General features: G+C 42.6%; 16 protein-coding genes. All 16 read left to right on the top strand.

Annotation, left to right across the window (positions count from 1 at the left end; all coding sequences use genetic code 11):
- Window positions 1-94: 94 nt before the first annotated feature.
- The 16 genes from ACSSWA_RS12860 (at window position 95) to tkt (ending at window position 18,946) form a co-directional block, all read left to right on the top strand.
- Window positions 95-943 carry a hypothetical protein gene (locus tag ACSSWA_RS12860; protein WP_437356957.1) on the top strand — a complete coding sequence of 283 codons (849 nt, stop codon included), beginning with the start codon at window positions 95-97 and terminating at the stop codon, window positions 941-943.
- Window positions 944-950: 7 nt separating this feature from the next.
- On the top strand, window positions 951-2,150 hold the full coding sequence (gene xseA, locus ACSSWA_RS12855; RefSeq protein ID WP_437356956.1) for an exodeoxyribonuclease VII large subunit: 1,200 nt from the start codon (window positions 951-953) through the stop codon (window positions 2,148-2,150).
- A complete protein-coding gene (xseB, locus tag ACSSWA_RS12850; protein ID WP_437356955.1) occupies window positions 2,143-2,364 on the top strand; it encodes an exodeoxyribonuclease VII small subunit in 222 nt (73 codons plus the stop codon). Before xseA ends, xseB begins: the two co-directional genes overlap by 8 nt.
- 9 nt (window positions 2,365-2,373) lie before the next feature.
- Window positions 2,374-4,293: a 1-deoxy-D-xylulose-5-phosphate synthase gene (dxs, locus tag ACSSWA_RS12845; RefSeq protein ID WP_437356954.1), complete on the top strand. Its 1,920-nt coding sequence runs from the start codon at window positions 2,374-2,376 to the stop codon at window positions 4,291-4,293.
- Complete coding sequence (locus tag ACSSWA_RS12840) at window positions 4,293-5,291, top strand: Gfo/Idh/MocA family protein (RefSeq protein ID WP_437356953.1); 999 nt, start codon at window positions 4,293-4,295, stop codon at window positions 5,289-5,291. Before dxs ends, ACSSWA_RS12840 begins: the two co-directional genes overlap by 1 nt.
- A gap of 1 nt (window position 5,292) precedes the next feature.
- Window positions 5,293-5,991, top strand: a complete 699-nt coding sequence (locus tag ACSSWA_RS12835; protein ID WP_437356952.1) for a response regulator transcription factor — start codon at window positions 5,293-5,295, stop codon at window positions 5,989-5,991.
- A complete protein-coding gene (locus tag ACSSWA_RS12830; protein WP_437356951.1) occupies window positions 5,978-7,015 on the top strand; it encodes a sensor histidine kinase in 1,038 nt (345 codons plus the stop codon). The genes ACSSWA_RS12835 and ACSSWA_RS12830 overlap by 14 nt, the downstream gene beginning before the upstream one ends.
- A gap of 135 nt (window positions 7,016-7,150) precedes the next feature.
- Complete coding sequence (locus ACSSWA_RS12825) at window positions 7,151-8,476, top strand: MFS transporter (protein ID WP_437356950.1); 1,326 nt, start codon at window positions 7,151-7,153, stop codon at window positions 8,474-8,476.
- A gap of 18 nt (window positions 8,477-8,494) precedes the next feature.
- Window positions 8,495-9,907 carry a glucuronate isomerase gene (gene uxaC / locus ACSSWA_RS12820; protein ID WP_437356949.1) on the top strand — a complete coding sequence of 471 codons (1,413 nt, stop codon included), beginning with the start codon at window positions 8,495-8,497 and terminating at the stop codon, window positions 9,905-9,907.
- 12 nt (window positions 9,908-9,919) lie between these two features.
- A complete protein-coding gene (locus ACSSWA_RS12815; protein WP_437356948.1) occupies window positions 9,920-11,473 on the top strand; it encodes a tagaturonate epimerase family protein in 1,554 nt (517 codons plus the stop codon).
- A gap of 1 nt (window position 11,474) precedes the next feature.
- On the top strand, window positions 11,475-12,122 hold the full coding sequence (locus ACSSWA_RS12810; protein ID WP_437356947.1) for a bifunctional 4-hydroxy-2-oxoglutarate aldolase/2-dehydro-3-deoxy-phosphogluconate aldolase: 648 nt from the start codon (window positions 11,475-11,477) through the stop codon (window positions 12,120-12,122).
- Between the two features lie 8 nt (window positions 12,123-12,130).
- Window positions 12,131-12,979: an SDR family oxidoreductase gene (locus ACSSWA_RS12805; RefSeq protein ID WP_437356946.1), complete on the top strand. Its 849-nt coding sequence runs from the start codon at window positions 12,131-12,133 to the stop codon at window positions 12,977-12,979.
- A 48-nt stretch (window positions 12,980-13,027) separates the two neighbouring features.
- On the top strand, window positions 13,028-14,110 hold the full coding sequence (locus tag ACSSWA_RS12800; protein ID WP_437356945.1) for a PfkB family carbohydrate kinase: 1,083 nt from the start codon (window positions 13,028-13,030) through the stop codon (window positions 14,108-14,110).
- 50 nt (window positions 14,111-14,160) lie between these two features.
- A complete protein-coding gene (locus ACSSWA_RS12795; protein WP_437356944.1) occupies window positions 14,161-15,435 on the top strand; it encodes a lactate racemase domain-containing protein in 1,275 nt (424 codons plus the stop codon).
- A gap of 14 nt (window positions 15,436-15,449) precedes the next feature.
- Window positions 15,450-16,901: a decarboxylating NADP(+)-dependent phosphogluconate dehydrogenase gene (gnd, locus tag ACSSWA_RS12790; protein ID WP_437356943.1), complete on the top strand. Its 1,452-nt coding sequence runs from the start codon at window positions 15,450-15,452 to the stop codon at window positions 16,899-16,901.
- A 47-nt stretch (window positions 16,902-16,948) separates the two neighbouring features.
- Window positions 16,949-18,946 (top strand): transketolase, encoded by a 1,998-nt coding sequence (gene tkt / locus ACSSWA_RS12785; protein ID WP_437356942.1) that lies wholly within the window; start codon window positions 16,949-16,951, stop codon window positions 18,944-18,946.
- The last annotated feature ends 39 nt before the right edge of the window (window positions 18,947-18,985 follow it).

The following is an 18,985-nucleotide window of genomic DNA, read 5'->3' as shown; positions in this document are numbered from 1 at the left end:
TAAATATAGCTATTTTTTCGTAGTAGTATCCGTGCGGATTACCAAAAAGTTATTCCAAAAAAGCGTATTTTTAACGGACAATTTTTTTAAGGACATGAACAAGTTTCTGACCGGTTTACTTATAGTTTTATTTTCGTTTTCTCCCGCGGGTCTTTTATTGGCTCAGGGACAAGAAGATATTGAGATTTACATCATCGATTCTTACATCAGCCCGGAAGCTCCTTACGTTTTTAACCTGACTTTTTTTACAACCGACAGCGTCATCTCGAAGGTTATAATTGAAAATACGGGTGAGTTTATTATTTCGAAGAAGCCAGAGGTCGATCACAAATTCGAAAAAGACGTAACCGAATTAAAAACTAACGGCAAGTATCTCCGCTACAGAATTGAAATAACAGACAGAAACGGGAATAAAATTCAGAGCCCGCCGTACGAAGCGGAATTCCCGCATAATATTGTAATGAAAGACCGTAATCTCAATCTGCTGCAGGTTTGTTGTTTCGGAGGCGTAATATTCGGATTGCCTTCGCCGGTTTATATCAGATATAACGAAAAAGATTATTTCGGACTGTCAAAAGAAATTCCGCTGTTTTCGTTTTACTCGGGCGGCTACAATTATCCGCTCGGTTATGTCGGAGTCGAGTATACATACGTATTTAACAAGGGCAATCCTGATTTGAGTCGGGATTTTATTCGCGTAGGATATAAACAGATAATCCAGCTGCCGGCAATCGAGTATATATCCCTGGGCATCTCTTATTTTAACGATTTCAAAGGATCCTACGGTTACAGTCCTGAATTGTCGCTCGGTCTGTTCAAAATCGAAAACGTATTTACATTTTACGCAAGATATCGTTACTCGAATGGAATTTCCGGCGGGAATTATCGGTTTAATGAATATTCGGTAGGAATTTATTCTAACTTTTTTTCAATTAATTTTTAAGATAAAAATGCAGGACGGCGAATTTAATTTCGATAACAATATATTAACCGTAAGTGAAATAACCGGTCAGATAAAAAATCTTCTCGAAGAAAATTTTGCCGAAATTTCGGTAGTCGGCGAAATTTCCAATTTCAAAGCGCACGTATCGGGTCACTGGTACTTTACGCTTAAAGACGCCAACGCGCAGATAAGTTGCACAATGTGGCGGGGAGTCAACAGTTACGTTTTCTTTTCGCCGGAAGACGGAATGAAAGTTATTGTAAAAGGAAGATTGACGGTTTATCCTCCGCGCGGAAATTATCAAATCGATGTTCGTTCGATGAAACCTGCAGGCGTTGGCGAACTTCAGGCAGCTTTCGAAAAATTGAAACAAAAGCTTGCCGCCGAAGGACTTTTTGACGCGGAATACAAAAAGCCGATTCCCCAATTTCCGGAAAAAATCGGTATTGTAACGGCAATCGACGGAGCGGCGTTTAAGGACATGCAAAGCGTTGCCAAAAGGCGTTATCCGGTTGTGGAACTGGTTATTGCTCCATGCAGAGTTCAAGGACCCGGATCTGCCGAGGAGATTGTCGAAAGCATTAAACTGCTGAATCAAAGGGACGATATCGACGTGATTATTGTCGGGCGGGGAGGAGGTTCGCTCGAGGATTTATGGGCTTTCAACGAAGAGATTGTAGCCAGGGCTATTTTCGATTCCCGTATTCCTGTTATAAGCGCAGTGGGGCACGAAATCGATTTTACGATTTCAGATTTTGTCGCAGACCTTCGAGCTCCTACTCCTTCTGCGGCAATGGAATTGGCTACGCCGGATATTAACGAAATCTTTGCCTTTATTGACGAATTTTCATATAATTTTACGGATAAAATATTCTCTCTTATTTTTGATTACAAAGAAACCGTGGAATCGTTTTTGTCGTCGTACGGATTTAAACTTCCGATCGATAATATCAGAACTAAGGAACAATACCTCGATAATTTATACTACAGATTTCAGAACAATTTCGATAACATTATTCAATACTCGCGAAATCGTCTGGAATTGTTAAAAGTAAAATTGGAAAAATTCGATACGAATCGTATACTCGAAAGGGGATTTACGCTTGTCAAACAAAACGACCGCGTAATAACTCGACTGAAAAATTTAGACAAAAAAGAAAAATTCAATCTAATTTTTTACGACGGAGAGACAATAATAAATGAGTAAGAAGAAAGAAAAAAATTTCGAAGAAATGCTAACGCGTCTGGAAGAAATTTCCGGTAAACTCGAAGAAGGAAATCTTCAACTTGACGAATCGATCCGGCTCTACGAAGAGGGCATGGAATTGGCAAAAGCTTGCTATCACGTTCTGAAAACTGCCGAACTGAAAATAACGGAAATAAAAAAGAAATTCGAAGATGAAATTAATAAGGACTCATAAAGGAATACAATGCCAAATAAGAACGATTACAAACTGTTATTCGATATTAATTCTCCCGACGATATAAAAAAGCTGGAAGGACAGGACCTGAAACTGCTTTGTACGGAAATCCGTCAATATATGGTTGACGTAATTTCGCAGATAGGAGGTCATTTCGGGGGCGGACTCGGCACGGTCGAGTTGACCGTTGCGCTTCATAAAGTTTTCAATACGCCTTATGATCAAATTGTTTGGGATACGGGACATCAGGCATATCCGCATAAAATCGTTACGGGCAGAAGAGACGCATTGAAAACCATCCGCCAGTTCAAAGGTATCAGTGGATTTTTAAAACGAAGCGAAAGTCCGTACGATGCATTCGGAGCCGGTCATGCTTCGACTTCTATATCGGCAGCTCTCGGTATGGCGGTCGCCAACGATATTCTGAAAGAAAACCGAAAAGTCGTGGTGGTTATAGGCGACGGAGCTATGACGGGCGGTATGGCTTACGAAGCCATGAATAATTCCGGACTTCTTAAAAAAAATCTGATTGTCGTCTTAAATGACAATCAAATGTCGATTGCCCCGAATGTCTGGCAAATCTCGAAGTATTTTAACGAAATGATTTCACATCCCGAATATAACAGGTTCAAAGGCGCTATCTGGGATTTAACGGGCAAACTCGACTATTTCGGGGACAGGCTCAGAAAAGTTGCCGCGCGTATCGAGCAGGGCATTAAAGCCGTTCTTACTCCGGGCATGTTGTTCGAAGCGCTCGGATTCAGATATTTCGGACCCATTAACGGCCATAATATTACTCAATTAATAAGACTTTTCGAACACGTAAAAGACTTAAACGGACCGATACTGGTTCACGTTATTACTGAGAAAGGTAAAGGTTACAAACCCGCCGAAAATCACTCGCAGCGGCTTCATGCGGCAACGCCGTTCGACAAATTAACCGGAATTTCTTTGAAAAAAGGAACGTCGCTGCCGTCGTATACCGCCGTATTCGGAAAAGCGTTGGTCGACATAGCAAAAAGCAACGATAAAGTTGTCGGTATAACCGCGGCTATGCCCGACGGTACCGGTCTCGATAAACTTCAAGCGGAATTGCCGGAAAGATATTTTGACGTAGGAATTGCCGAAGAACATGCCGTTACGTTTGCCGCAGGATTGGCAACCCAGGGTATCATTCCGGTTGTGGCGATTTATTCGACGTTTTTGCAACGCGCTTTCGACCAGATTATTCACGACGTTGCATTGCAAAATCTGCACGTTGTTTTTGCTCTCGACAGAGCGGGATTGGTTGGAGCCGACGGCCCGACTCATCACGGAACGTTCGATTTATCTTATTTGAGAATGGTACCGAATATAGTGATAATGGCGCCGAAAGACGAAGCTGAATTGAGGAATATGCTCTATACTGCCGTTAATTACAAAAAAGGTCCGATAGCGCTCAGGTATCCCAGAGGAAACGCGCTCGGCGTTGAACTGAAAGAAGGTTTCGAAGAAATCGAAATAGGTAAGTCCGAAAGAATTAAAACCGGCTCCGATGTTGCTCTTCTTGCTGTCGGCTCGATGGTAGACTACGCATCTCAAGCGGCAAATATACTTGCGCAGCAGGGAATCGAAGCCGAAATAATTAACATGCGTTTTATCAAACCTCTCGACGAACAAATGCTTCTCGAAATTGCGACGAAATTCGATAAGGTCGTTACTCTGGAAGAAAACAGTTTAATCGGTGGTTTCGGCTCCGGCGTTATCGAATTTTATAACGATCATCACATTAAAGCGGACGTTTTAAGAATAGGACTGCCGGATGAATTCGTTGAACACGGCACACAAAAAGAACTTCATCAAATGCTCGCTATCGATCCGGAAGGAATAGCTCAAAAGGTAACGGCGTTTCTGAAAAATAAAAATTACAAAAACGGTGTAGTCGCCTGATGGATAAAACAAAAGTAGCAATAATAGGATTGGGTTCGATCGCTCAGCTTGTTCATCTGCCCGTAATTACTAAATTGAGCAATGTCGAGTTAAAAGCCGTATGCGAAGTCAATAAAAACCGACTTAAAACGATAGGCGAAAAAATCCCGCCGGCAAAGCGGTATACGGATTATCGCGAAATGATAGCTCAGGAAGAGCTCGACGCCGTTATAATTACCACACCGACAGATACTCATAAACAAATTGCGGTCGATTGCTTAAACTCAGGATTGGATTTGCTGATTGAAAAACCGATTGCGGTCAATTTCAAAGAAGCTCAGGAAATCGACAGAGCAGCCAAGAAAAACAAAAAACTTGCCATGGTGGGGATGAACCTGCGTTTCAGACCCGATTCGATGTTGATGAAAAGCATTATTAACAGCGGCGAACTTGGCGATATATTTTATATAAAATGCGGTTGGCTCAGAAAGAAGAGCAGCGCTCAAAAATGGTTTATGGACAAAAAGAAATCCGGCGGTGGAGTTGTTATCGACCTCGGTATATTGCTGCTCGATCTGGCTGTCTGGATGTTCGGACAGGATAAGATTGAAAGTTCCGCCGTTCATAAATTCAACACAAAATATCAGGATGTGGAATACTCGGCTGTCGGGATTGTGAGACTCGATCCGAATAAAGCGATTAGCTTTGAAGTGAGCTGGGAGCTCTATTCGGATACCGACAGTTTTAATTTTATCATACACGGTACAAAAGGAGCCGCTCAATTAAACCCTTTGAAGGTATTTAAGAAAATCGAATCGACTTATTTCGACTACAGCCTTTCCAAATCGAGCGTTTCGAATTTATACCGTAAATCGTATGAAAACGAAATTAAGCATTTTATTGCTTCGTTGAGAGGCGAAGTGCCTCCAGTTTCAACTTCGGAAGAAGCTGTTGTAAGAATGAAATTACTCGATACAATCTATAAATCGGCTGATCTAAAAAGGGAAATAAAATTTTAAGATGAACGAAAAAATATTACTTGTCGACGACGAAAAGGACATAATTGAATTTCTGAAGTACAATCTCGAAAATGAAGGTTTCGAAGTTGCCACGGCTTATAACGGTCAGGAAGCAATTGAGAAATTAGAAACGAATCCCGACCTGATAATTCTCGACGTAATGATGCCGAAGATGGACGGGTACGAAACGTGCAAACAAATTAGAAAAAGAGAAGAGTTTAAGAACACTCCGGTCATATTTCTGACTGCAAAGTCGTCCGAAATCGACGAAGTATACGGCTTAAATATCGGAGCGGACGATTTTATACAAAAACCGATATCGCCCAAAAAATTGATAGCGCGCGTTAAATCGAATCTTCGCAAAGTAGAGCAATTAAAACAAAGCGAAGAAGAAGCGAAAGAAATAAACGCCGGTCCGCTTTTGATAAACAAAACAAAATACACTGTGACGGTCGATAAAAAGGAAGTGGTATTCCCGAAAAAGGAATTCGAGATTCTGGCTTATCTTGCTTCAAAGCCCGGAAAAGTATTTGAAAGAGAACGAATACTGCGAGATATTTGGGGCGGCGACGTTTATGTTGTTGAAAGAACAATTGACGTTCATGTAAGAAAAATAAGAGAAAAGCTGGGCGAATACTCTTATCTGATCGAAACTATCAAGGGGGTGGGCTATCGTTTCAGAGACATTGAAAAATATTAAAGAGAATCTGCGCTTCGGAAAGAATTACGCTCTTCCCCTCTTAATTTACAATTCCGTTTTTTTTATTCTCTTCTATTTTCTTGACGGTCATTCTACGATTATTCTTACTGCCGTTTTTGGACTCGTAATTATTACTTACTTCGGGTTATTGAATTATCTCGGCTGGAGAAGAAAAAAAGAAATCAATTCAATTACGGAAACTATACGTAAAATCCGGAACAATCAACTGATGGATCATTACGACATTCAACTGGGCAGCGGTTTGAAAATACTCGAAGAAGAAATTCGCGAAATGTACCGCAGCAACAAGGAAGTAATCGAAAATTTGAAAAAAATGGAAAAGGTAAGAACGGAGTTTTTGGGCAACGTTTCGCACGAATTGAGAACTCCCATTTTTGCAATCCAAGGTTTTATCGAAACTCTTCTCGACGGCGCAGTAAACGATCCGAATGTAAATATTACTTTCCTTCAGAAAGCAAACCGGCATTTGAATAATCTAAATAACCTGTTGAATGACTTGATTGACATTTCTATGATAGAATCCGGACAGATGAAAATGAATCTCCGTTATTTCGACTTGGAACCGGTTCTTATAAATTTATATAATGAATTTAAGCCGTTTGCGGAAAACAAAAATTTGAATCTGGAACTAAAATTAAAAAGACCTATTCCGGAAGTTTACGGCGATAAGGACAAAATCCGCCTTGTATTGTCGAACTTGATAGTAAATGCAATTAAGTATACAGAAGAGGGAAAAGTGGAAGTCGGTTTGCAGGACTACGAAAAAGAAGCGCGGATTTATGTGCGGGATACGGGTATCGGAATAAGTCCCGAAGACCAGCGCCGTATATTCGAGCGGTTTTACAGAGTCGACAAAAACCGTTCTCGAGAATTGGGAGGCACCGGGCTTGGACTGGCAATCGTAAAACATATAATTGAAGCTCATAATTCGAGGATGGAACTGATCAGCAAGCCGGGCGAGGGGAGCGAATTTGCCTTTAGATTGAGGAAATTTATTAGATAATTAATAATATTATGCATTATTTTTTTCCGAATAAAATTGTGATTTATCTTTTTTTGTAGCAAATTAATATAAAAATATCTAAATTAGTAACCGATTAAGTAACCGTTGTTTATTTAAAAATAAATTGGAGCCGTAATGCAAGCAGAACTTAATCAAAATAGTCCTGTAGCAAAGGTAGGCAAATATCGTTGGACAATACTGGCGCTCGTCTTTTTTGCTACTACAATTAACTATCTCGACAGACAGGTAATAAGTCTTCTTAAAGACGATTATCTGGAGCCCGCATTCAATTGGACGGAAACTGACTACGCCAATATAGTTGTTGCATTCCAGGTTATGTATGGACTCGGCATGCTTTTTATGGGTTGGCTTATCGATAAATTGGGCACAAAAATCGGATACGCGCTTTCGCTCACTGTTTGGAGTTTGGCTGCAATCGCTCACGCTTTTGCTAAAGGCACACTAGGCTTTATGGTAGCAAGAGGATTCCTCGGACTGAGCGAAGCCGGTAACTTCCCGGCTGCTATCAAAACGGTAGCCGAATGGTTCCCCAAAAAGGAAAGAGCGCTTGCCACCGGTTTGTTCAATTCCGGCTCTAATGTCGGAGCTATTCTCGCTCCTCTGACTGTTCCGTTGATAGCGGTTCTCTGGGGCTGGCAGTGGGCGTTTATTATCACCGGCGCAATCGGTTTGCTCTGGCTGATTTTCTGGTTCATGATATACGAAATTCCTTCCAAACATAAAAAATTGTCGAAAGAAGAATACGAATATATCCACAGCGACAAAGACGAACAGGTCTCCAAGGAAAAAGAAGAGGAAAAAGTAGGATGGCTCAGTTTGTTGACTTATAAACAAACATGGGCGTTTGTTATCGGTAAGTTTTTAACAGACCCTGTTTGGTGGTTCTATCTGTTCTGGCTCCCTTCGTTCCTCAATAAACAGTACGGTATGACAAAAACAGACCTCGCGCTTCCGATTGCTCTTGTCTATACAATGACAACATTCGGCAGTATTTTCGGCGGCTGGTTATCGGGTTACTTTATCGAAAAAGGCTGGACTGTCAATAAAGCCCGTAAAACCGCCATGCTTGTGTTTGCATTATTGGCTCTGCCCGTTGTATCGGCGCAGGCATTGGGAGTTTATTCTCCCTGGATCGCGATTATTATTGTCGGTATCGCAGCTTCGGCGCATCAGGCATGGTCTGCTAATATTTTTACGACTACGTCTGACATGTTCCCCAAAAAAGCCGTTGCATCGGTTACCGGTATCGGCGGCATGGCAGGAGCAGTGGGCGGTATTTTGATTGCTACTTTAGCAGGATGGGTGCTCGACCATTTCAAAGCTCTCGGCACAATCGAAACGGGTTACTATGTTATGTTCCTCGTTTGCGGTTCGGCTTATTTGATTGCATGGTTCATCTTTAATCTCCTTGCGCCAAAAATGGAAAGAGTAGAAATTTAAAATAAAACGGAATTAAAAATGAAAGACATATTTATCAAAGATAATTTTCTGCTAAGCAATAAAACCGCGGAAATTTTATACCATGAACACGCCGTTAAACAGCCTATTATCGATTATCATTGCCATTTGCCTCCCGACGAAATAGCGTCGAACAAAAAGTTCGAGAACATTACGCAGGTGTGGCTCAACGGCGACCATTATAAATGGCGCGCAATGCGTACAAACGGCGTAGATGAAAAATATATAACTGGCGATTCGACCGACAAAGAAAAATTCATGAAATGGGCGGAAACTGTTCCATATACTATAAAAAATCCTCTTTATCATTGGACTCATATGGAGCTCAAAAAGCCGTTTGGTATTTCCGATAAATTACTCAATTCCGATACGGCGGAAGAGATATGGAACAGAACGGGCGAACTCCTGGCGACGGACGAGTTCTCTACACAGGGAATTATACGTCAATGGAATGTGGAAATTATTTGCACAACCGACGATCCCGTGGATTCTCTGGAGTATCACAAGAAGATTAAAGAAAATCCGTTCGGAACGAAAGTGCTGCCCGCATTCCGTCCCGATAAAGCAATGGCTGTCGAAAACACGCAGGAGTTTTTGAAATATCTGGCTAAACTGGAAGAAGCTTCCGGTGTATCGGTCAACAGTTTCGAATCCTTTTTAGATGCCATTCGAAAACGCCACGACTATTTCCATGAAAACGGTTGCCGGCTTTCGGATCACGGCTTGGAATCGGCTTATGCTGAAGATTATACGGAATCGGAAATCAAATCGATTTTCAAGAAACTGCTCAACAAAGAAAATCTTGATAAAGAAGAAATACTTAAATTCAAATCCGCAATGATGTACGAATTCGGAGTAATGGATTGGGAAAAAGGTTGGGTGCAGCAATTGCATCTCGGAGCCTTGAGGAACAACAATACACGAATGTTCCGTCAATTAGGACCCGACACAGGTTGGGATTCGATAGGCGATTTCGAGATGGCTCGTCCTTTGGCTAAATATCTGGATAAACTTGATACGGAAAACAAATTAACCAAGACAATTCTGTACAATCTCAATCCTGCGGACAATGAACTCTTCGCAACCATGATCGGCAATTTCCAGGACGGAACGGTTCCGGGCAAAATGCAATACGGCAGCGCATGGTGGTTCCTCGATCAAAAAAGCGGAATGGAACGACAGATCGACGCGCTCTCGAATATGGGACTTTTAAGCAGGTTTGTCGGTATGCTAACGGATTCACGCAGTTTCCTCTCTTATTCGAGACACGACTATTTCAGAAGGCTTCTCTGCGATATTCTGGGAAGAGAAATCGAGGCTGGACTCATTCCGAACGATCTGAACTTGGTCGGTAAAATGGTCGAAGATATTTCTTATAACAACGCTAAAAATTATTTTGATTTCGGACAATAACAAGGAGTTATCATGGAAATGCAGAAGCTTTTTGAGGAAGTGGAAAATAAAAATATTGTTAAAAACGATTTGGTAGACCTCACTATTGGAGAGTCATTAAAAATAAAGGCTTATCCTTTATCGGTATTGAAAAAAGACGATGTTTACTTTTTTATAGGCAAAGAAAATTTTGACAAATTTCTTTTTGTAATTACCGCAGGCAAAGGAAACGGAATGTTGGATGAATTCGAAGGGGAATTGATCGATCCCGGTAAGGACGTGACTATTAAAAAATGCAATTTAACCACAAAGAACAGAAAAGCAGTTCAAAAAATATTCCCGCACACAGTGCCGGTAGTGTTGGGGCTGTGCAATTCTTTCGGCTGCGGCGACAGACTCGGAGTTGCAAATGCAGGTCATATCAGAGCGATTAAACAGAGCAGTTTTCGTCCTATTCTCGCTCAACAGTCAATAAGAGAGTTGACCAGAACCAACAGAACTCCTGATGATGTTATGGACGCCGCCGTATGGGCTGTTATGCAGGAAGGATATAAAGAAGGTTTCGGATCGGACGCCGATCACCTAAAAACTTTCGAAGATATTGATTTGATGCTCAGTGCGGGTTTTACAATGTTTACATTCGATCCGAGCGAACACGTCGATAACGAAGCCGACAACTATTCGGAAGACCAATTAAAACAGAAATTAAATGAAGTCGACTGGAACGGACTGCAGGATACCAGCGCCGATGCAGCAAAGCGTTATGTGGATATGACTTTTAATATCTCGGAACGACTTTCGCTTACAATAAAAGAAACCGATTTCTTGCGCGCTTATGCCAAATACGGAAATGCAATTGCTCATATAAAAAAGATGTACGATTATCTTGCATCCAAAGCCGACAAAGGCTCTTTCGAAATTGAAGTCTCTGTCGACGAAACGGAATCGGTAACCTCGCCGTTTGAACATTTCTTTTTCGCCAACGAGCTGAACCGTCTCGGCGTTAAATACGTAAGTCTTGCGCCGCGTTTTATTGGCGATTTCGAAAAAGGAATCGACTACAAAGGCGATTTGAATGTGTTCAAAACTGAGTACGAAAAACATCTCGATATTACAAAATATTTCGGAAGCTATAAAATCAGTCTCCACTCCGGAAGCGATAAATTCTCGGCTTACCGGGTAATCGGATCTTTAAAAGGCGCTTATACTCACGTTAAAACAGCAGGCACAAGTTATTTGGAAGCATTGCGGGTTGTGGCGGCTAAAGAGCCGGAGTTATTCAGAGAAATTCTCGATTTCTGCCGCGGTTTGTACGAAACCGAAAAGAGAAGTTATCACGTTTCGGCCGATATTAACAAGGTTAAATCCGCAAGCCAATATTCCGATGCGGACCTTCTCGAATTGTTCAATCAAAACGACGCAAGACAGGTGCTGCACGTTACTTTCGGAAAAGTACTGACGGAAAAAGACGCTTCCGGTCAATTCTTGTTCAAAGACAAGATTATGAAATGTTTGGTTGAAAACGAAGAAACGCATTATGAATTTCTCGAAAAGCACTTTCTAAAACATCTGGAGTGTTTCGCGTAAAATGGAAAGAAAAAAAATATTAGAATCGATACTTCAAAGAAAGGCTGTAGCCGTTCTTAGAATTAAGGAACCGGAAAAACTTAAAAAAGTTATCGAGGCAATAGCCGAAGGCGGAATAACCGTCGCCGAGATTACTATGACGGTTCCTAATGCAATTGAATTAATCCAAAAAATGAGCGACGAGCTCGGCGAAAATATAATTGTCGGCGTGGGCTCCGTGCTTAATGCCGAAACTGCCGAAGCTGCGATCAAAGCCGGCGCAAAATATGTTGTGAGTCCAGTTTTCAAAAAAGAAATTATAGATAAAGCTCATCAAATGGATGTGCCGGCAATGCCTGGCTGTTTTACGCCGACGGAAATTCAAACTGCATACGAAGCCGGCGCGGATATAATTAAAGTATTCCCGGCTGATGTGCTCGGCATGAAATTTTTTAAAGGAATTCTTGCGCCTATGCCGCATTTGAAACTGATGCCGACCGGCGGTGTAAATCTTACAAATGCCGGCGAATGGTTGAACGCAGGCGCCTGCGCAGTCGGAATCGGTTCGGCATTACTCGACAAAGAAGCTATTAAAAATGAGAACTATTCCGTTCTTACTGAAAATGCCCGCCTTGTGGTCAAGAGTATTAACGAAGCTTTAAATAAATAGGAGCGGTAATGAAATATTCAATGGACGACATTAAAGGAAAAGTATGCGCTGTAACGGGAGGCGGAGGCGTTATCGGTTCGGTTTTTTGCGAAGGATTAGCTGAAGCCGGAGCCAAAGTCGCCGTCTTTTATAACTCCAATAAACAAAAAGCCGACGCGCTCGTAGAGAAAATCAATTCCGCAAATCCCGGAAGCGCAATAAGCGTTCAGGCAAATGTGCTCGACAAAGATTCGCTTCTGAATGCAAAAAAAACTATTAACGAAAAATTCGGCAAGCTTGACGTGCTTGTAAATTGCGCCGGAGGCAATCATCCCAAAGCGACGACTCAACTCGAATTTATGACAGACAAAGATTTAGAGGATATCGGCAAAAGCTTTTTCGGACTGGAACTGGAAGGGTTCAGAAACGTATTCGATTTGAATTTTATGGGAACCGTATTGCCGACTATGATTTTAGCGGAAGATATGCTCGGCAGAGGAGGAGTAATAGTAAATATATCGTCGATGAATTCGTATAAACCGCTGACAAAAATTCCGGCTTATTCCGCGGCAAAAGCAGCGGTAAATAATTTGACCGAGTGGCTGGCTGTCCATTTTGCCAAAGTCAACATACGGGTCAATGCAATTGCTCCGGGTTTCTTTTTAACAGATCAGAACCGGTTCTTGTTGGTCGACAAAGAAACCGAACAATTAACCGAACGTGGCAAGAAAATAATTAACGGCACTCCGATGGGTCGTTTCGGCGAGCCTGAGGAACTGGTCGGCGCTTTGCTCTATCTTGTTTCCGATATTTCCAAATTCGTTACGGGCGTTGTAATTCCCGTTGACGGCGGATTTAACGCTTACAGCGGCGTTTAATAAATCGTAATCATAATTTTGTCGAACGATTAAATACAGGGATTTAATATGAGCACAGGACTTAACATCAAAAAAGAAGGACAATACGATTTAGTTTCACTGGGAGCGCTGGTTCATCGCCTCGATCCAGGAATTATTCCTTTTAGAAAAGCTACAGAATGCAAAATACACGTTAGCGGCGGCGAATATAATGTTGTTGCCAACCTGGCTGATTGTTTCAGATTGAAAACGGCTGTTGTTACCGCTCTGGTAAAGTATCCCATCGGCGAATTGATTCGCGAACGCGTACGCGCAATGGGAGTTGAAGGAATTTATAAAGAATTCGAACATAACGGAGTCAACGGTCCCAATATGGCTGCTGTCTATAGCGACAGGGGATTCGGCTCCCGCGCTCCTGTAGTTTTTTATAATCGTTCCAATGAAGCTGCGGCTTTACTGAAACCCGGCGACATAAATTGGGACGCGATATTTGAAAAAGGAGTCCGATGGTTCCACAGCGGCGGAATTTTTGCGGCTTTGTCCGAAACCACCGGCGAACTGATTATCGAAGGAATGAAAGCCGCAAAAAAATCAGGCGCAATTACCAGTTTCGATTTAAATTACAGAGCTAAATTATGGAATATCTGGGGCGGAGAAGAAAAAGCCGCAGAGGTTATTTCGCGAATTGTCGAACATGTGGACGTTTTAGTCGGCAACGAAGAAGACCTTCAAAAAGGTTTGGGAATTCCGGGACCGGAAGTTACCGCTAAATCGAAATTAGACCCTTCGGTTTTCCTTGCAATGATTGAAGACGTAACCAAAAAATTTCCGAACGTTAAGGTAGTAGCTACAACATTGCGAGAAGTTCATTCGACAAATCGCCATAGCTGGAGCGCAGTTGCATGGATCAACGGACAGTCGTATCAGGCTCCGACAGCTCAGCTCGACGTTTACGACAGAGTCGGCGGCGGCGACGGTTTTGCGTCGGGATTTATATACGGACTCTTAAACGGCGAAGAACCGGAGCAAGCTGTTAAACTCGGCTGGGCTCACGGCGCTCTGCTTACTACTTATCCGGGAGATACCACCATGGCGACAATCGACGAAGTACGGGCTTTTGCCAAAGGCGGTTCCGCACGAATTCAACGTTAGATTTCTTACGCGGGTAAATTCTTTACCCGCTTTTTTTATATGAGGTATTTATGATTTATTGCGCAGTCGGTTCAAAAGATACGGAAATTAGTTTGAACCTCGCTAAAGAATATTTGTATGAGGCGCTCGATAAAATCGGATCGAGAAAGAAAATCCTTGCCATTCCACCGGATTTTACGAGATTTCATTCTAAAGCAGGCGAGCTAACTCATTATATTTATGAGTATTACGGCGACCGTCTAACGGATATTCTTCCCGCTCTCGGAACTCATGCTCCGATGACCGAAAACGAGATAAAAACTATGTTCGGCGATATACCATTGAATTTGTTCCGCGCTCACCGCTGGCGGGAAGACCTTGTTACTCTCGGTACGGTACCCGGGGAATACGTTTACGAAGTTTCCGAAGGGAAAGTAAAATATCCCTGGCCCGCTCAGGTGAATAAATTACTGGTCGAAGGAAATTTCGATTTGATCCTTTCTGTCGGACAGGTAGTTCCTCATGAAGTGATCGGAATGGCAAATTATAATAAAAACATATTTGTTGGCACGGGCGGCAAGGAAGGAATCAACAAAAGTCACTTCCTGGGAGCAGCTTACGGAATGGAAAAAATAATGGGCAGGGCAGACAATCCAGTCCGGAAAGTGCTTAATTACGCCTCGGATAATTTCGCGAAAGATTTGCCGATCGTCTACATTTTGACCGTAATCGGAAAAAACGAAAATAACGAACTTGTTATACGAGGTTTGTTTATAGGCGACGACTACGAATGTTTTATAATGGCAGCCGACCTTTCTTTGCAGGTAAATTTCGAAATGCTCGATGCGCCTCTAGAAAAAATAGTAGTATATCTCGACCCGCATGAATTTAAGAGTACATGGCTTGGCAATAAAAGCATCTACAGAACAAGAATGGCTATTGCAGACGGCGGAGAGTTGATTGTGCTTGCTCCCGGGCTGAAAGAATTCGGCGAGGATAAAGAAATCGACAGGTTAATCAGAAAATACGGTTACAGAACTACGCCCGAAATTCTTAAATTTGTGGAAGAAAACCGGGAACTTCAGGAAAATCTGAGCGCTGCGGCGCATTTGATTCACGGTTCTTCTGAAAACCGTTTTACCGTAAGATATTGTCCAGGTAATTTATCAAAAGAAGAAATTGAAAGCGTTAATTTCGAATACGGCAATTTGAATGAAATGTTAAAAAAATATAATCCTGAAAAATTAACGGACGGTTTTAATACAATGCCCGACGGAGAAGAGATATTCTTCATTTCGAATCCCGCTCTCGGTCTTTGGGCGTATAAAGGAAGATTTCAAAATTAAGGAGATAAATAAAAATGAGTAAAGCAGATATCGGTTTGATCGGACTTGCTGTAATGGGCGAAAATCTCGTCCTCAATATGGAAAGCCACGGATACACCGTAGCGGTTTATAACAGAACCACTTCCAAAGTGGACGATTTTATCAACGGAAGAGCCAAAGGCAAAAATATAATAGGAACTCATTCTCTCGAAGAATTGGTTTCGAATCTTAAAAAGCCACGCAAAGTAATGTTGATGGTTAAAGCAGGAAAGCCGGTCGACGATTTTATCGATGCGTTAATCCCTCTTTTGGAAGAAGGCGACATCATTATCGACGGCGGCAACTCGAATTTTCAGGATACTATACGAAGAACTAAATACGTTGAAGAAAAAGGCTTGCTTTTTATCGGGACGGGAGTTTCCGGCGGCGAAGAAGGCGCGCTGAAAGGACCTTCAATTATGCCGGGAGGTTCGCCGAAAGCCTGGGAATATGTAAAACCGATATTCCAATCGATAGCCGCAAAAGTGGAATACGGCTCGCCTTGCTGCGATTGGGTCGGAGAAAACGGCGCCGGTCATTTCGTTAAGATGGTTCATAACGGCATCGAATACGGCGACATGCAGTTGATTTGCGAAACGTACCAGATTATGAAAGACCTTCTGGGACTTACTTACGACGAAATGCATCAGATTTTCAAAGAATGGAACGAAGGCGAACTCGAAAGCTATTTAATTGAAATTACACGCGACATACTGGCTTATAAAGACACAGACGGTCAGCCGCTGGTTGAAAAAATACTCGATACGGCAGGACAAAAAGGAACAGGCAAATGGACAGTTATCGCATCGATGGAAGCAGGCGTTCCTCTTACGCTGATCGGCGAAGCCGTTTATGCAAGGTCGCTCTCGGCATTGAAAGAAGAAAGGGTCGAGGCTTCGAAAATTATTTCCGGGCCCAAACCGAAATTTGAAGGCGATAAAAAACAATTTATCAAAGATTTAATGCACGCCCTTTACGCCTCGAAAATCATTTCGTATGCGCAAGGCTTTATGCTGATGCGCGAAGCGGCAAAAGATTACGGCTGGAATCTTAATTACGGAGGAATTGCTTTGATGTGGCGCGGAGGATGCATTATCCGTTCTAAATTCCTCGGAAAAATTAAAGAGGCGTATGATAAGAATCCCGAATTGTCTAATCTGATTCTCGATCCTTTCTTTAAGGAAAAAGTGGAATCATCGCAGGAATCGTGGCGCAGAGTTGTTACTACTGCAATAAACAACGGAATTTGGGTGCCGGCTCTATCGACTGCTTTGAATTTCTTCGACGGCTACCGACAGGAAAGACTTCCTGCAAATTTACTGCAGGCGCAGAGGGATTATTTCGGAGCTCACACTTATGAACGCGTCGATAAACCGAGAGGAGAATTCTTCCATACAAACTGGACGGGACATGGCGGAACGACATCTTCGACTACATATAATGTCTGAATTTATTAAATTTGCGGATTACTTTATAATCAATTTGGGGGAGTTATATGCAAAACAGTGATGTCAAAAAATTAGCTGCGAATACTATTCGAATACTGGCAGCCGAAGGTGTCCAGAAAGCAAATTCGGGTCATCCGGGAATGCCGATGGGAATGGCGGACGTGGCTATGGTTCTTTGGACCGAATTTCTGAAACACAATCCCGACGACCCGAAATGGCATAACAGGGATCGGTTTGTATTGTCTGCAGGTCACGGTTCGATGCTTATTTATACTCTGTTATATCTGAGCGGTTACGATATTACGCTCGACGAACTGAAATCTTTCAGACAATGGGGAAGCCGGACGGCGGGTCATCCGGAATACGGTCTTCTTCCCGGCGTTGAAACGACAACCGGACCGCTCGGACAGGGATTCGGAAACGGAATCGGAATGGCGATTGCCGCAAAAATGACAGCGGCTCGTTTCAACGACGATAAAAATCGACTTTTCGGCAATCACTTTATTTATGCAATTGTAAGCGACGGAGATTTAATGGAAGGCGTTTCGCACGAAGCGGCTTCGATTGCAGGTCATCTCAAACTCGGCAACATAATTTATTTCTACGACGACAACAATATAACTATCGAAGGCGATACTTCGATTACTTTCTCGGAAGATATCGAAAAACGATTCGAATCCTACGGATGGCAGGTGCTGAAAACAGACGCTTACAATCACGATGAAATACGCGCTGCTATAATAAAAGCTCAGCAGGAAACCGAAAAGCCGACAATTATTATTACTAAATCGCATATCGGTTTCGGAAGCCCGAATAAAGTGGATACTGCCGGCGTACACGGTTCGCCTCTCGGCGAAGAAGAACTGATCGAAACGAAGAAAAATTTGGGCTGGCCCGTCGATAAAGAATTCTACGTGCCCGAAGATGTAAAAAAATTATTCGAAGAAAGGAGAGCCGAACTAAAGAAAGAATACGACGAATGGCAGAAAAATTTCGAGGAATGGAAAAAGAACAATCCCGGAAAAGCCGACGAATTTAATAAATATATTACAAATTGGCTGCCTGAAAATATCGACGAAGAATTACTGAATGCGGCTCCGAAAGAGCCCGGCGCAACAAGATCATTGTCCGGAAAAGTAATTCAAAAGATAGCTCAACTTGTGCCGAATTTTGTCGGCGGCTCGGCTGATCTGGCTCCTTCCACAAATACTTACATGAAAGAATTCGATGCGGTAGCTCCCGGAAAATTCGAAGGTAAAAATTTCCATTTCGGAATACGCGAACACGGTATGGGCGCTATTCTGAACGGTATGGCGCTTTACGGAGGATTCAGACCCTTCGGCGCAACTTTCTTTGTATTCTCCGATTATATGCGTCCGACGATAAGGCTTGCGGCATTAATGGAAATTCCCGTTACGTATGTATTCACTCACGATTCGATTTTTGTGGGCGAAGACGGCCCGACACACCAGCCGGTCGAGCATTTGCCTGTTTTAAGGGCAATTCCGAATGTAACCGTATTCAGACCCGCCGACGGAGTGGAAACCGCAATGGCGTGGTCGTTTGCGCTTAAACATAAAGAAGGTCCTGTCGCGCTGGTTTTGACGCGTCAAAAAATCGAAGCTTTTGAAAGAAGACCGGATTTCGAACCGAAGGAAGTTCTCAAAGGAGCTTATATAGTTTCGAAAGAAAAAGGCGATAAACCCGATCTTGTAATTGCAGCAAGCGGCTCAGAAGTTCCGGTTGCAGCCGAAGCGGCTAAATTGCTATCCGGCACTTATTCGGTGCGTGTTGTTTCGATTCCTTCGAAAGAACTTTTTGTTAAACAGAGCGACGATTACAAAAAATCGATTTTCCCGGAAGACGCGCCGGTAGTTGTTGTCGAAGCTGCTTCGATGATGGGATGGGGCGACTTATTCCGTCAAAAACTTCTTACAATCGGAATGGAAAGATTCGGCGCCTCTGGTCCGTACAAAACACTTGCCGAAAAATTCGGCTTCACCGGTCCGCAGGTAGCTGAAAAAATTAAAGAATGGCTCGGTTAATTTGATTTAAATTAAGAGCGGAGATTATTTCTCCGCTCT

The sequence above is a fragment of the Melioribacter sp. Ez-97 genome (genome assembly GCF_051488665.1).
Classification (GTDB): Bacteria; Bacteroidota; Ignavibacteria; order Ignavibacteriales; family Melioribacteraceae; genus Melioribacter.
This window is presented reverse-complemented; position numbering and strand designations above follow the sequence as displayed.